At 38.9% G+C, this 14,160-nt stretch carries 13 protein-coding genes and 1 tRNA gene; 11 read left to right on the top strand and 3 right to left on the bottom strand.

Features of this window, described 5'->3' with window-relative positions; translation table 11 throughout:
* The first annotated feature begins 153 nt into the window (after nucleotides 1–153).
* The 6 genes from INF28_RS12015 (at nucleotide 154) to INF28_RS12950 (ending at nucleotide 4,544) form a co-directional block, all read left to right on the top strand.
* Nucleotides 154–429 (top strand): hypothetical protein, encoded by a 276-nt coding sequence (locus INF28_RS12015; RefSeq protein ID WP_226393696.1) that lies wholly within the window; start codon nucleotides 154–156, stop codon nucleotides 427–429.
* 31 nt (nucleotides 430–460) lie between these two features.
* Nucleotides 461–1,912, top strand: a complete 1,452-nt coding sequence (locus INF28_RS12020; RefSeq protein ID WP_226393697.1) for a PH domain-containing protein — start codon at nucleotides 461–463, stop codon at nucleotides 1,910–1,912.
* A gap of 24 nt (nucleotides 1,913–1,936) precedes the next feature.
* The gene (locus INF28_RS12025) at nucleotides 1,937–3,226 is read left to right on the top strand and encodes a stalk domain-containing protein (protein ID WP_226393698.1); all 1,290 of its coding nucleotides are present in this window, start codon (nucleotides 1,937–1,939) and stop codon (nucleotides 3,224–3,226) included.
* A gap of 265 nt (nucleotides 3,227–3,491) precedes the next feature.
* Entirely contained in the window at nucleotides 3,492–3,749 is a 258-nt protein-coding gene (locus tag INF28_RS12030) for a hypothetical protein (RefSeq protein ID WP_226393699.1), read from the top strand.
* Nucleotides 3,733–3,933: a hypothetical protein gene (locus INF28_RS12035; RefSeq protein WP_226393700.1), complete on the top strand. Its 201-nt coding sequence runs from the start codon at nucleotides 3,733–3,735 to the stop codon at nucleotides 3,931–3,933. Before INF28_RS12030 ends, INF28_RS12035 begins: the two co-directional genes overlap by 17 nt.
* Before the next feature lie 485 nt (nucleotides 3,934–4,418).
* A complete protein-coding gene (locus INF28_RS12950) occupies nucleotides 4,419–4,544 on the top strand; it encodes a hypothetical protein (RefSeq protein ID WP_264175777.1) in 126 nt (41 codons plus the stop codon).
* A 56-nt stretch (nucleotides 4,545–4,600) separates the two neighbouring features.
* Here the strand turns inward: INF28_RS12950 and INF28_RS12040 are convergent, their stop codons facing one another.
* Both INF28_RS12040 and INF28_RS12045 read right to left on the bottom strand, forming a co-directional pair.
* On the bottom strand, nucleotides 4,601–5,248 hold the full coding sequence (locus INF28_RS12040; RefSeq protein ID WP_226393701.1) for a potassium channel family protein: 648 nt from the start codon (nucleotides 5,246–5,248) through the stop codon (nucleotides 4,601–4,603).
* 37 nt (nucleotides 5,249–5,285) lie between these two features.
* Entirely contained in the window at nucleotides 5,286–6,680 is a 1,395-nt protein-coding gene (locus INF28_RS12045; protein WP_226393702.1) for a TrkH family potassium uptake protein, read from the bottom strand.
* Between the two features lie 207 nt (nucleotides 6,681–6,887).
* On the opposite strand from INF28_RS12045, the gene INF28_RS12050 reads away from it, so the two are divergent.
* Together INF28_RS12050 and INF28_RS12055 are read left to right on the top strand one after the other, a co-directional pair.
* Nucleotides 6,888–7,520 carry a YigZ family protein gene (locus INF28_RS12050; RefSeq protein WP_226393703.1) on the top strand — a complete coding sequence of 211 codons (633 nt, stop codon included), beginning with the start codon at nucleotides 6,888–6,890 and terminating at the stop codon, nucleotides 7,518–7,520.
* A 79-nt stretch (nucleotides 7,521–7,599) separates the two neighbouring features.
* Nucleotides 7,600–7,676: transfer RNA gene (locus tag INF28_RS12055), tRNA-Pro, on the top strand.
* Between the two features lie 185 nt (nucleotides 7,677–7,861).
* Here INF28_RS12055 and INF28_RS12060 read toward each other — a convergent pair.
* Nucleotides 7,862–10,078, bottom strand: a complete 2,217-nt coding sequence (locus tag INF28_RS12060; RefSeq protein WP_226393704.1) for a helix-turn-helix domain-containing protein — start codon at nucleotides 10,076–10,078, stop codon at nucleotides 7,862–7,864.
* Nucleotides 10,079–10,494: 416 nt separating this feature from the next.
* Between INF28_RS12060 and INF28_RS12065 the strand changes: the two genes are divergently transcribed.
* The 3 genes from INF28_RS12065 (at nucleotide 10,495) to INF28_RS12075 (ending at nucleotide 14,011) form a co-directional block, all read left to right on the top strand.
* Nucleotides 10,495–11,463, top strand: coding sequence for an ABC transporter permease (locus tag INF28_RS12065; protein ID WP_226393705.1), 969 nt, complete (start codon nucleotides 10,495–10,497; stop codon nucleotides 11,461–11,463).
* A gap of 22 nt (nucleotides 11,464–11,485) precedes the next feature.
* On the top strand, nucleotides 11,486–12,355 hold the full coding sequence (locus INF28_RS12070) for a carbohydrate ABC transporter permease (RefSeq protein WP_226393706.1): 870 nt from the start codon (nucleotides 11,486–11,488) through the stop codon (nucleotides 12,353–12,355).
* 81 nt (nucleotides 12,356–12,436) lie between these two features.
* Complete coding sequence (locus INF28_RS12075) at nucleotides 12,437–14,011, top strand: extracellular solute-binding protein (protein WP_226393707.1); 1,575 nt, start codon at nucleotides 12,437–12,439, stop codon at nucleotides 14,009–14,011.
* Nucleotides 14,012–14,160: the final 149 nt, after the last annotated feature.

Below are 14,160 nucleotides of genomic sequence, written 5' to 3' on the forward strand. Positions count from 1 at the left end.
GTATAATTTTATCCATGAGATCTTGATCTCCTTTCTCTGATTTTCAGGGAGGTATTCGGGTTTGGGGTAAAACCATTATACCATAAGGAGTTCAAGGTCTCAATTTTCATTTAACTTAACAAAACGTTCATTTCTTGAAGGAGGTGAATTCGCATGAAATCAAGCACGATAGCAGTTCTTGGTCTTGTTGCACTTCATGCCGTACCAAAAATTTTTGATATTGAATGTCCGCATTGCAGATCGTGGTGTTCTCTGTCGGAAGTCAAGCGTACGGAAACCGGTACTTGTAATATGACTACAAAAAGACGGAGATTGCTAAAATGTGGGCATGGTAGGAGTGTTTTCGTTGTTCGTACTTATTATGAAGTAACCTATTTATGCAAACGATGTGGGGAAACAGTTATGCGACAGAAATATGAAGATAGGTAATAACTTTGACAAATGAAAGGGGAGTTTAATCATGGAATATGATTTTTTAATGCCTGGGGAACAAGTTATTATGATGGGAGCAGCAAATAAACGTCAGGCAGGAGGAATTGCTTCAAAAGGGGGACATTTATACCTAACGAACCAAAGATTAGTATTTAAGGCACATGCATTCAATTTAGGTTCTTCTTTTGATGAAATTCCATTTTCAAAAATTGCTTTTACAGGTAATACATTAAATTTACTTATGCCAACACCTAATATGATTCGTGTCAATACCACAGACGGTAAAAATCATGGTTTTATCGTTACGGGAAAACAAAAAGAGCAATGGAAACAAAAAATTAGTGAAGTCGTGCAGGAATATAAAAACAACGGTGAAAATAGTCAACAAGCAACTTCGACAAATGATGAAATTGTTACCGTACCGCCAGCGCTTGATACAAACCAATCAAATGTACAAGAGCAGAAAAATATTTATAATAGTGAAAAAGTGCAGGAAACAATGGACAAGCTAAAGGAATCGGCAGAGAATGTTTCAACGGCGGTTAAGGAAAAAGCGAAACAAGCAGTACAACAATCACAAGAATTTATACAGAGCGATCAATTTCAAAACGCTAAAAATGAGGCGGTAAAAAATACGAAAAATTTCATACAAAGATTTTTTGAATGTAATATCAATAGTCAAGAAGATTTTACGAGGGCAGAATTGCGGCGCAAGCGTTGTTTATGTGTAGTGTTTGCCATGATTGCCGCTAGTATCTTCTTATTTTCGTTTTATGATGAATATTACTGGTTTGATGGGGTATGGTATTCTATTATGAAGTTTGCTTCGTTCTTATCTTCTATGTCAAGAATACTGTTAGTTCCTGTCTGTATCATAGCACTTATAAAATATTACTATGTAAATAAGGAAATAAAACGGTATCAGAGTGAAAATCCAGACGTTCAGACACATGATATGCATACGAATAAAAAAGCTATGGTAATAACGCTTGTGATATGTATTATATGTGTCCCTGTTGTGAGTAAAATAAATGATATGGCATATCAAAATGACTCCTCTACAAAATCTAATGAAAAGGTTTCGGATATAGAAACATCTAAAAGTAACGATGTTGCTACTGATACAGGAAACAGAACATCTTTTAAAACAAACTTGACCGATGATGAAATTATAAATTGTGCAGTTATTGTTTTTGAAAATACAACTTATTCGCCTAAAACACCAAAATTAGTGGATTACTCTGTAATTGGTCAAGATAAATATGGTCGTTGTGCTGCTCTTTTATACTATGATTTTGGAAATGGAACAAGAACTTACGTTGTATTTGTAGATGGGTTAGATAAAGATAATAAAGTTCATTGGGCAACAAATAGTATAGATGAACGCTCACCTGTACAAGAAACAATGAACAATTCTCAATTAACACAGACGCTCATAGAATCTATGAAAGAACAATATAATTGGAATCAGCCTAGATAGTAAGAAAATGGAGGTATTTACATTATGAAAAAATCAATAGCATTATTACTTGTCTTAATATTGACAATAGGTATCTTGCCGTTTGGTGTTTTGGCTTCAGAAAATATCTATGTAACAGTAGATGGAGCAACACTTAACTTCGATCAACCGCCAATTATGCAGAATGATAGAGTATTGGTTCCCATGAGATTGATATTTGAAACACTGGGCGCAACGGTAGAATGGGATGAGTATAACCAGTATGTAAAAGCAACAAAAGATGATATAAGTATTACGATGCAGATTGGCAACAATACAATGGTGAAGAATGGACAATACATAACGCTTGATACAGCGCCTATACTCTTAAATGGACGGACGTTAGTTCCTGTTAGAGCGGTAGCAGAATCTTTGGAAGCCACGGTGGAATGGCGTGGTGAAATCAATACAGTAGTGATTGAGCAAAAAGTAATACCAAAACGCTATGCAACGGAAACTGTTGTCTATGCACCTGATGCCAAGAGTATTATAACTGATAAAGATAATAATATTTATTACATTCAAGATAATAAAGTTATGATTTATAAAAATGGAATTGCAAGTGTTTTTGTAGATGTAGATAAAAAATATGACAACTTTGAATTTGCAGAAGTAGGAAGAGAAAAGGGATTTATATCTTCCATTGTATATGACTTTTCAAATAATTGTATAATAGGAAATATAGATAATAACGGTATGCCTGCTGCAATGGCGACAATTAACTTAACTACTGGCGAGGTTTTACGAACGGTTAAAAATGAATGGGCTCCAGACTTGTGTTTACTTGACCAAAAACAATTATATGGATTTGATTTTGGCGGAAGTAGTTATGCTCCATATTTTTCAAGAGTAAATTTATCAACAGGACAAGGTACTGAAATAAAATTACCCGAGTTTCAGGATTCATTAAAATATATTCCATTCTCTTTAGCGGTTATAGATTCAAAAATTACATTTTTAGTAATAGATAATTATAATATATATTACTGTCAATATAATCTTGCAAAAAATGATTATGATACTACAAATGTGTTAAATTCAGACATACTTTTAGAAAATTTGTATATAGGTACTGATGGTATAAATTTTTATTATATACTGGATTCTGACATTTACCAGGTGACTCCGACAAAACAAGTAAAATTGTGGCTTAGTAATGAAGAAATTGATTATCAGGATCAAACAGCAATTTACCAAGATAACGGAAGCGATATTTTAACTTTTGACCAAGAAGGCAATATTTTGTTCTATGATGCAAATGTTAAGAGTATCAGACGGATCAAAAAGCTAAATTAGTCTTTCTACAAGGGTGAAGTATTCGCTTACCCTTGTCTGGCTTATAAAAAATTAATATTCACCGGACAAAACAAACGTAAATAGCATGATGATAGGTGCCTTGCCAAGTTGCAGGGCACTTTTTTATTGCGCAGCAACAAGGTTCCAGGGGTACCCGCCCGTAATCTTTGATTTCGCTGGTGGGTCGGGTTCTTATTATCTCTATAAAAAATATAGACATTCTCTGCCTGAATAAATGAAGTTATGAACGGAAGGAGATAATAAAATGATACCGATTGTTGAATGCAAGGAATCAACGGGAGCAGAAATACTGCTCAATCTTCAAACAGCTACAGAGTGTTTAACGAATGTCAGAAATGTTTTTCTTGATGCTTCTGGAGGTTGTATTTTTGCAAATGATTTAGAACATTGTTTGAATATCATTGATGAATGCAGAAAGTGCAGACTGATAAATGGAATAGGTTGTCATGATATAAAATCACAGCATGCAGGAAAGGGTGAATATAATGATAAAAATAATTGAAAAACCAGAAACGAAAAAGGCTTTGTCTGCTGATGAAGTCATAGCCGCAAATCTTGCTATGGTTGCTGATGGATTGGCAACGCTCCGACAGTTTTTTCAGCCCAATTCAGAAAATGATGTTATTGCGGTAGAATTAGAATCCTGTCGCCGTAAGATTGCAAAAATCAGAAAACAGATATTGTAAAATCTATCTTGCCCCCTAACCGCCCCCTAAGTCTATAATAGAGGGTTAAAATAGACTTCACTCCATGAAAAATAAAATCGTTGTAGACCGCATAATACAAAGGGTTATTGTACTTTTGGAAATATGATTAAAAATGCAGACGCCCGCTCATAACCCGAAGGTCGTAGGTTCAAATCCTGCCTCCGCAACCAGATTACGGCAAGTCTTTTGACTTGTCGTATTTTTTATATAAAAATACAGTTTTGATTTGTTGCTTGGCGCTTATATTACAAAAATGTATTTGGTCGCAAATGCTTTCAAAACGACTGACTTTTTTTGCTTAAGATGATATGTTATGATCATGTTAAAAATTTATTGGAAAATCAAAGAAAAAATTAAATTTAATTTTATAGAGGTATTGAGAAAAACGAAAGTATATAGCATATATAAAAAGCGTATTCCTTTATTTGAAAGTGTGTCTTTAAAATATTTATATATGTAAATTGATGACCGCAGATAATCGGAATATTATTATTATTCATTCCGATTCAATGAATAAAGATGAAGAAAAGATGATGCTGAATGTTTCTTTCAAATTGGAAAATGACTGGATGTGGTGCTTTGGCGTGTAGTTGTAAAAGTATTATAAACAGCCCGGCGGATTTTTTAAAATCCGCCGGGTGTTTTCTCAAGATTTGATCAATGGTTTTAAGTGATTATTTTGCCCCATAATAATGAGAGTATCTTCCGGTCGGAAGGTATAATCTGTATCCGGAAGCATATGGATCTCGCCGGCGCGTTTAAAGCCTAAAATGTTAATTTGATATTTTTTGCGTACATCTTTTTCTAAAATGGTTTTTCCATACCAGGAAGAAGGTGTGGCAATTTCATAAATGGAGTAATCTGGTGAAAGCTCCACAAAATCAAAAACGTTGCTTGCACCGTATTTCACGGCCAGACGCTCTGCCATTTCGCGCTCGGCATAAACCACATAATCCGCACCGTTGCGCAGCAGAAGTTTTTTGTGTACATCCCGTGTAGCACGGGCAATGATAAACTGTGCTCCCAAATCTTTCATAACTACCGTTGTTTCTAATGCGGCCTGAAAGTTATCGCCAATTGCAACAATGCATAGATCAAAATTGCCAATTCCAAGAGAGGCCATATAATCTTCGTTTGTGGCGTCACCAATATGCACGTTTCGCGCATAGCTTAATGCGCTGTCGGCTCGTTCTTCGTTTTTTTCAATTGCCAGAACTTCATCGCCCTGTTCTAAAAATTTCTTTGCCATATGGCGACCAAATCTTCCTAAGCCAACAATTAATATAGATTTCATTGATATAGCTTCCTTTCTATTCCCATAACAAATAAATTTATCCAACTGGTATTTTTTCCATCGGATATTGAGATTTTGGCGCTCCGGCACCAGAGGAAAAAGCTAACAGGAAAGTGACAGAACCAATTCTTCCAACAATCATTAAAAAGGTAAGAATAACGGCTGAAATTTCACTTAAATTGCCAGTAATTCCTAAACTGCTTCCAACTGTTGCAATGGCGGAAACGGTTTCAAAGATAGCAGCCATAAATGAGGTTTGATCAATGGCGGAGATGGCTAATGCGGCACAAAAGGACAAGCCAATATAGAATACAGCAACGGTGACAGCTGTCCGCAGAATATCGTCATCCACCCGCCGATGAAAAAGTTCAATCGATTTTTTTCGCCGAAACGTGGTATAAACGCTGCAAACCAATACAGCCATAGTGGTTGTTTTCATACCGCCGGCGGTAGATCCGGGCGAGCCGCCAATTAGCATCAGAAAGATCATAATGACCTGACTTCTTGATGTAAGCTGATTAAGAGGAACCGTGTTAAATCCTGCTGTGCGTGGCGTAACCGACTGGAAAAGAGAACAAAGTATGCGTTCTTCCCAGGCTTTATCTTTGTAAAGTGTTCCCTCTAATTCAAATAAAAAGATGAGTGCGGCGCCGCTAATAATCAAGAGAAAAGTGACACAGAGCACGACCTTGGTATGTAGTTTCGTTTCTCGAAAGTGAAAGCGTGCCTGCAGAAGATCGTACCATACAAAAAAACCGAGTCCGCCTAATACAATTAAGGCAATGATAATGAAATTGACATATGGATTGCCAGCCTCAGAAATAAGAGAAGAACCTGGCTCAACAATTCCCATTAAGTCAAAACCTGCATTGCAAAAGGCTGAAATAGCATGAAAAATGCCAAAATAAATTCCTTGCCAAAACCCAAATTTAGGGCAAAAATGGAATGCGAGCAGTGCAGCACCGAGCCCTTCTAAAAACAAGGTTCCGTAAATAATTAGGCGGGTCATTTTGACAATGCCTCCCACTTGAGGCGCAGCTACGGTCTCTTGCATCAGAATTCGCTGATTTAAGCCGATTCTGCGTTTTGCAAGCATAACAAAAGATAGAGTGATCGTCATAAAACCAATACCGCCGATTTGTATCATCAGCAAAATAATTATCTGCCCGAAAAAAGTCCAATGGGTATATGTATCATAGCGAACCAGCCCGGTTACACAAGTGGCAGATGCAGCTGTAAATAATGCATCTAAAAAATGGGTTTCCTGACCTTCCCGGGTTGCAATGGGTAACATCAGCAAAAGTGTTCCGGTAAGTATGATCAGACAAAATCCTAAAGCGATGGTGCGTGTAGCAGACATATTATGCAATAGCTGTATATGCGCAAAGGCGTATCCTTTTTCTTTTATTTTTTGAAATAGATTTTCATCCATGAATAATTTCCTCGTTTATATATTTGCATTTCGTGTTCTCTATAGTAGCTACATTATAGTACAAAGTGATAAGAAGTGCAAGTCTAAAATCAACTAAATTCTTGAATTTTTGTTTATTTTTTCGACCAAATTCGACAAGGATATAAGAAAAATACGGATATAATAAACAAAAAAGGCAGGAAAGAAGAGATTAAAGGAGTAAGAGGAGTGGCAAATATATATACAACGGCGGTCAAAGAGGCTGAGGCTGAGTTAGTAGTAAAACGGTCCCGATTTTTGGCGGCAGTAAAACCTGTTACTACAGAAAAAGATGCGCTGATATTTTTGGATAAGATACGTCAAAAGCATTGGAATGCGTCCCATAACGTATATGCTTATATCCTTAGAGAAAATAATTTGATGCGGTACAGTGATGATGGCGAGCCGGGCGGTACCGCGGGCATGCCGGTGTTGGACATGATGAAAAAATCGGGGTTGACTGATCTTATTATTGTGGTAACACGGTATTTTGGTGGTGTTTTACTGGGGACAGGCGGATTAGTTCATGCGTATTCTGCGGCCGCAAAAGCAGGAGTCGAAGCTGCGGGGATTGTGGATATGGTGCTTTGCCGGGAAATTACGTTACAGTGTGAATATACTCTTTTAGGTAAGTTGCAGAACGAAATTTCTAAATGGAAAGAAGTGATATCTGGTGAGGCAATATATACGGAGCGGGTGGAATTGCCCCTGTATCTTCCGGTTGATCTGGCGGAACAATTTTGTACAGCCATTACAGAAAAAATGAATGCTAAAGTGCTGATAAAGACTGGCGGCACGATGTTTTACCCGTCAAAACGATAGGGTGGTTTTTGGGTGAGAGCACAAATGCAAAAAAGCTATTGACAAACAACGGAAAAACAAGTATAATATAGAAGTTCGTCGGGGCGTGGCGCAGTTTGGTAGCGCACTTGGTTTGGGACCAAGGGGCCGCAGGTTCGAATCCTGTCGCCCCGACCAAAAAGCTCTGCAACCATATTGGTTGCAGAGCTTTTTCATATGCTTTTGAACAACATATTTTGAACAACATATTTTGAAAATGTATTGTTATTTTTTGATTTTTCTTGTGGTCTTCGATAATTTGCAGATAATGCAAGGCGGATACGGTGCTTTGTAGTATGTCAGATAGCATGCAGAACCCGGGGTTACATGCGTTTTAAATATTCGGCTGCGGAGATTCCGTCATATTTCTGGAACAGCCGGGAAAGAATGCCGGTATTAGCACAGCCTACTGCTGAGGCAACGTCTTTCAGCTTCATGGTTGGAGAAGCGGACATGATTTCTTTGGCTTTCAGGTAACGAAAATGGGAAAGATAATTCTTAAAATTGTCGTTAAGCAGTTTCTTAAACACGCGGCTGGCATGTTCTTGAGAAACGTTCAGATATTCTGCCAAATCAGCAAGGGAAATATCTTTAGTATAGTTTTCTTCAATGTAAAGGCGGATTAATTTGGCGTTCTTTTCATTGATGCTTTGTTTTTGCGTATTGACGTTTTCTGTAATGGTATAAGTCAATTCCAAGATTTTTTCTTTTAATTCACTTACTGTTTTACAGGATTTCAGCTCCAAAAAGATAATGGTGTTGGGCGGGAATATTTCATCCGGCTGTTTGTTAAGGGCGGCAAGAATCCTGTTGAAGGTAGAAACCAGCATCAGAATAAATTGTGACATTTGTTCTGCGGAAAAGGTGTGATCTGGGAAGTTTTGTTTTAATAGCTGTGTATACAGCCGTTCGGCTTCTTTTTGATTTCCTCGGGTGGTTTCCACGACGATCGAGTTTTCTATTTCCACCGGGTAGAAAGGAAGATCGGTTTTTAATGCGTGGATCTCTTCAGGAGTACATATGATGGCGTGCTGTAAGCCTAGAACACGGTGCTGGGAGACATACAGTGCATCCATATACGAACGGTCAATTTCTGTAATGGCGGGCACCACAGAACCCATAGCGGCAAAGAGTTCAATTTCAAGAGAAGTCTCTATTTGGTTCAACAAATGCTTCAGCAAAATGGTAAACTCTTTTGGATCCGGTACAGTGGATACAATGATATAACGGTCGGTGCTTAAATCAAGTACCCAGTGATAGTCCATTTCTGCAAGGCCTTTGTCAAGGACGGAAAAAATGGTTTGTTTTACCAAGGTAATACTGTCTTTTGACAAGGTTTGAAGGAGGGTATCATAGTCAGCATACTCAATAATAACCGTAATAAAAGAGGTTTTGATATTGGTAAATTGGAAATCCGAAAGTCCCTGCTTGATTTCGGCGGGTTCTAATTGTCCGAATAAAAGGCCTCGGATAAATCTGTCCTCCAGTGAAATTTGATAGGTGTTGACTAACTGCTGTAAATGCAGGTTGTTGGTTTTGACATCGGTAATAATGCTTTCAATTTTATTAATTTCGTTTTCTTTTGTAGAAACGTTTTTGACGCCCAGAGCAGAAAGCAGTCCTCGGATCGGCAAATAAGTTTTTTTGGTAATATAATAAGCAAGAAAATAACTGCTGATCAAAATCATGATGCAAATCGCCAGCGTGAGAAGGGTCAAGCGAGACAGCAGGGCAATATATTGTTTTTTAGGCACCAGGAAATAGGGCTGGAGATTGCGCAGCAGGGAAGAATTGGGGTTTTCCGCACGGAACAAAGTATAGCCACGCGGAACATTTCCGTTCAAAATGCCGTCCAATTCAGAAAGAGCAAAGTTTCCGTTGGCATAGATGGGTTTATTGTCAAGGCCGATAATAAGAGTACTGTTTTCCATCTCGGCGCCTTGAATAATATTATCCATAGAAAAACTTGCGAATACATAAAGGGGTTCTTTCATTCCGGTGCGTTCACAGGTGACAATGGTAATCAGGTCTTCTGTGCCGCTTTCGGTGGGGATTTGTGAAACGATAGGTACGCCGGAATGAAGCGGATCTTGCTCAAACTCCTGGATTACCGCATTAAAGTCCTCGTTTGTCACATTCAGATATTCACTACAATATCTTGCAACCGACATAGTAGCAAAGTTGCTGATGATAAGATCATCAGATATTTTAGCAATGGCTATCATGTAAAAAGGGTTGGTATAAGAAGCCATCAGAGAATTCAAAAAAGAATACACCCGTGTAGTGGCATAGATATCATTGTCAGATGTATTGGCCGTGATGACAGCGTCATTTTTACGGAGTGATTCAGACAATTCCTGTGTTCGTGTCAATCTGTCATTGATATTGGTGGAGATATGGTCTAATTTAGACATCACTGTATTTGCGTATTCCTTTTTCACGGAATACGAACTGGCAGAATAGATAATGAGCGTAAACAAAAAAGTATAGATGATGCAGATGGCAACACTACTTTTTAGCATTCGTCGAAAGAAAATCATTAAGAATCCTCCTTAAGAAATTGATTCGCACTTATTTATTATATCACAAAAATCAAAATTTTTCAACCTTTGAAAAACCTCAATAGTATGAAAAAAATGTTGAAGTTTAATTTTTGAAAATAAAAAGATGAGGAGAATCTTGTCGTTTTGAAATCAAATAATTTGGTCAAATATCAAAAAATTGATCTAACGATAAAACAGAAAAAAAACAATGTTTTGCTTTATTTGGGAAAGAATCAAAAACCCGCAGGTTTTATCAAGTTTTTCCTGTTGTACTTTTTAGAAACGGTCATTATAATAAAAATTACAAAAGCACCGTGAGGTGCAAAGCAAAAGGTGTCCGTCAGGGAGATGTGAAAAAAAGATTGGCTTGACAGAACATATATGATTTTAGAGAGCAATAGGAGGAATGTTACATGAAAATTGCGGTAGCAAACAAAAAAGGTGCCGGAAATAAGAAAAGCGGGGTGGGGATCTATTTCAGAGAACTGAAGCGGGATCTTTTCCGGGACAAACTGCTTTACTTGATGTTTATCCCAACTGCGTTGTTTTTTATTTTCTTCGTATACCGGCCCATATGGGGACTGCAGATTGCGTTTCGGGACTATAAGGTTTTCAGCGGATTAGAAGGAAGCGAATGGATAGGATTCAAAAATTTTATTGACTTCTTTTCGGGACCGTATTTCTGGAGACTGATTAAAAATACGTTCTTGATCAGCTTATATGGTTTGGTTTTTGGATTTCCGGTACCGATTATTTTGGCGCTGATGTTTAATGAAGTTAGAAACAAAGCCTTAAAGAAGTTCACCCAGAGCAGCATGTATATTCCGTATTTTATTTCTGCGGTCATTGTTGCCGGTTTGGTAACCAACTTTCTTTCCCCAAGTACAGGTGTTATCAATAATATGATCGCATTTTTCGGCGGAGAGAGACAGTACTTCTTATCAAAGCCCGAATGCTTCCGTGCAGTTTACACTTTGATGAACATATGGAAGACAGCCGGATTTAACAGTATTATTTATATGGCGGCGCTGACAGCCATTGATGCGGAGCTGTATGAAGCAGCTGTATTAGACGGAGCAAACCGCTGGAAGCAGACCTGGCATGTAACTTTGCCGTGTATTCTGCCGACAATAGTTATGATGTTAATTACCAACATTGGTAATATGCTGAATGTGGGTTATGAAACCATCATTCTTCTCTATCAGCCGGCGACTTATGAAACTGCTGATGTTATTAATACATATGTATACCGTACCGGTTTGCTGGATGCACAGTATTCACAGGCGGCAGCCATTGGATTGTTTAATGGTACCATTGGATTGATCCTGGTGTGCGGCGCAAATTATCTGAGCAGGCGCCTGACTGAATACAGCTTGTGGTAAGACGGGAAAGGAGACAAGAGTTATGAAACGATCAAAAGGTGAGAAAATTTTTGGTGTATTTAATGGTCTGATATTAATCATTTTGGCGATTATTGCATTGTATCCGTTTATTTATGTTATTGTTGCTTCGTTTTCTGATCCGATGGAGGTAGCTTCCGGGCATGTGTGGCTGTATCCCATTGGCATCAACTTAAGTGCATATGAAGAAGTAATTCATTATGAAGGAATCTGGGTGGCATATGCCAATACCTTCTTCTATGCGATCGTAGGAACGCTGGTCAGTATCGTGGTGACGATTTTAGGCGCATATCCTTTATCGAAGAAAAGGCTGCGGGGAAAAACTATTTTTACGTTTTTAATTGCATTCAGCATGTGGTTCCAGGCGGGCATGATCCCGACCTATCTGAACTTTAAAGACCTTGGCCTGCTGGATACCCGGACGGCGATTATTGTTGGTTTTTGTGTTACCGCCTTTTATCTGTTTATTATGCGAACCTATTTTACCAGCCTGCCAGACGCTTTGGAGGAATCCGCCAAGCTGGACGGCGCCAACGACTTTCAGATTCTGCTGCAGATCTATCTGCCGCTTGCTATTCCCAGCGTGGTTACGTTAATGCTTTACTATTTGGTAGACCGCTGGAATGCATACTTCTGGGCTATGACCTTGCTGAAGGATGAGAGCAAGATTCCTCTGCAGGTTATTTTGAACAAATTGATTGTAGAAGGAAATTGGTCAGAGCAGACCGGTGCGCTGACGGATTCGGTAGAGTATAATCAGGAAACTTTGAAATATGCAACCATTGTAGTGGCTATTATACCGGTGCTGTGCGTTTATCCCGTGCTGCAAAAATATTTTGTAAAAGGAATGACGGTGGGAGCCATCAAAGGATAGTGCGATAGCGATGTAAAAAAGAAAATGAATGTTGCGGCATCTAAAATATAAGATTACCTAATTTTAAGGAGGAGAAGAATTATGTTAAAAAAACGATTGGTAGCGGCGGCTCTGACAGGAGCAATGATGTTTGGAGTACTTTCCGGCTGTGGCAACAGCGACAAGAGTGCACAGACAGCCACCCCGAGCGGAAGTGCAAGTGCGGAATTTGCCGCCAGTGAAACACCCTTGGAACTGAGCTTTTTCTATGCAGGCGTTGCAGGATCCCCTGTATTTAAAGATGATTATCCCGTTTTCCAGGAGGCGGCAAAGCTGACGAATATTACGCTGAAGGGTTCTGTACCACAGTCCGTTTCCAATGCGGATCAGGTTTTTGTTACCATGATGTCCTCGGGACAGCTGGATGATATTATTTCTGCCAGTAAATCAGATTTTGATAAATATTCCGGCCAAGGCGCTTTCCTTCCGCTGGAAGATCTGATTGACCAATATGCACCGCATATCAAGCAGTTCTTAGAAGAAAATCCTTATTTGAAAAAAGAGCTGACTTCAACGGACGGTCATATCTATTATCTGCCCAGAGTAGAGCGGGGAGACACCGCTAAGGGTTGGTATATTCGTAAAGATTGGCTGAAAAAACTGAATTTAGAAGAACCCAAGACCGTAGATGAATTTTACGCAGTGATGAAAGCCTTTAAAGAACAGGATCCCAACGGCAACGGTATTGCAGACGAAGTTCCGTATTTTGACCGGGAAGGAAACCTGAAGGCAATTTACAATTTGTTTGGCATCCGTGACGGCTTTTCTTTGGACGAAGAAACCGGCAAGATTGTATATGGCAGATGTACGCCGGAGTTTAAAGAGGCGGTCAAGACTGCGGCGCAGTGGTATGCAGAGGGATTGATCGATCAGGAAATCTTTACCCGCGGCGGAAACTCCCGTGAGTACATGCTGGGTGACAACATCGGCGGTATTACCCATGACTGGTTTACCTCTACTTCCTTATATAATGAAAAACTCCGTGACAAGATTCCAGAGATTGATTTCAGCGCAATGGCGCCGCCTGCAGACAGCAACGGCGAAGTTTGGGAAGATACTTCCCGTGCGAACAACAGTTTGTTTGGCTGGGGTATTTCTGTGCAGAACGAGCATGTGGAAGAAACCATGAAGTATTTTGATTTCTGGTTTACAGAAGCTGGTTATATACTGAGCAATTATGGCGTAGAGGGTGAGCATTATACCATGGTAGACGGCGTACCTACCTTTACCCCTGAATTCTTAGACAGTGACAAATCCATGACAGTAACATTCTATGAACAAGGAATAGGTTTGTATATTGGTTCTGAGCAGGATTTTAATGCAGAACGTCAGTGGATGACCGAAGACGCTCTGGAGTCCATTAATCTGTATCTGGATAACAATTATATCAAGCAGCCCATTCCGAGACTGTCCTTTACGGAAGAGGAGCAGAAAGTAATTTCTGAGAAACTGACAGCAGTTACTTCCTATATAGATGAGCAGGAACAGAAATGGATCTTTGGCAATGAATCTGTTGATGCCACCTTTGATGCTTACCTGCAGAAGTGCTCCAGTCTTGGCATGGATGAGATTGTGGAGATTTACAATACGGCGTATGAAAGATTTCAAAACAGCTGATGCGCCAAAGCAGATAAAATGCGGTTTTGTAAAGTTAAAATGAAAAAATAGCATAATGATTTCACAAAATTCCGCCGATTTTTGCCAAATAGCTTTTAAATGCTCGACTGAAATTTGTCAAGGGTAAAATAAACGTGCTAAAGCACGCC

The sequence above is a fragment of the Ructibacterium gallinarum genome, from assembly GCF_014982785.1.
GTDB classification, from domain to species: domain Bacteria; phylum Bacillota; class Clostridia; order Monoglobales; family Monoglobaceae; genus Ructibacterium; species Ructibacterium gallinarum.

Excerpts from the sequence above, each read along its gene's own strand:
- INF28_RS12015 (WP_226393696.1), top strand. The coding sequence starts at position 154 with ATGAAATCAAGCACGATAGCAGTTCTTGGTCTTGTTGCACTTCATGCC.
- INF28_RS12020 (WP_226393697.1), top strand. The coding sequence starts at position 461 with ATGGAATATGATTTTTTAATGCCTGGGGAACAAGTTATTATGATGGGA.
- INF28_RS12025 (WP_226393698.1), top strand. The coding sequence starts at position 1,937 with ATGAAAAAATCAATAGCATTATTACTTGTCTTAATATTGACAATAGGT.
- INF28_RS12030 (WP_226393699.1), top strand. The coding sequence starts at position 3,492 with ATGATACCGATTGTTGAATGCAAGGAATCAACGGGAGCAGAAATACTG.
- INF28_RS12035 (WP_226393700.1), top strand. The coding sequence starts at position 3,733 with ATGATAAAAATAATTGAAAAACCAGAAACGAAAAAGGCTTTGTCTGCT.
- INF28_RS12950 (WP_264175777.1), top strand. The coding sequence starts at position 4,419 with ATGACCGCAGATAATCGGAATATTATTATTATTCATTCCGATTCAATG.
- INF28_RS12040 (WP_226393701.1), bottom strand. The coding sequence starts at position 5,248 with ATGAAATCTATATTAATTGTTGGCTTAGGAAGATTTGGTCGCCATATG.
- INF28_RS12045 (WP_226393702.1), bottom strand. The coding sequence starts at position 6,680 with ATGGATGAAAATCTATTTCAAAAAATAAAAGAAAAAGGATACGCCTTT.
- INF28_RS12060 (WP_226393704.1), bottom strand. The coding sequence starts at position 10,078 with ATGATTTTCTTTCGACGAATGCTAAAAAGTAGTGTTGCCATCTGCATC.
- INF28_RS12065 (WP_226393705.1), top strand. The coding sequence starts at position 10,495 with ATGAAAATTGCGGTAGCAAACAAAAAAGGTGCCGGAAATAAGAAAAGC.
- INF28_RS12070 (WP_226393706.1), top strand. The coding sequence starts at position 11,486 with ATGAAACGATCAAAAGGTGAGAAAATTTTTGGTGTATTTAATGGTCTG.
- INF28_RS12075 (WP_226393707.1), top strand. The coding sequence starts at position 12,437 with ATGTTAAAAAAACGATTGGTAGCGGCGGCTCTGACAGGAGCAATGATG.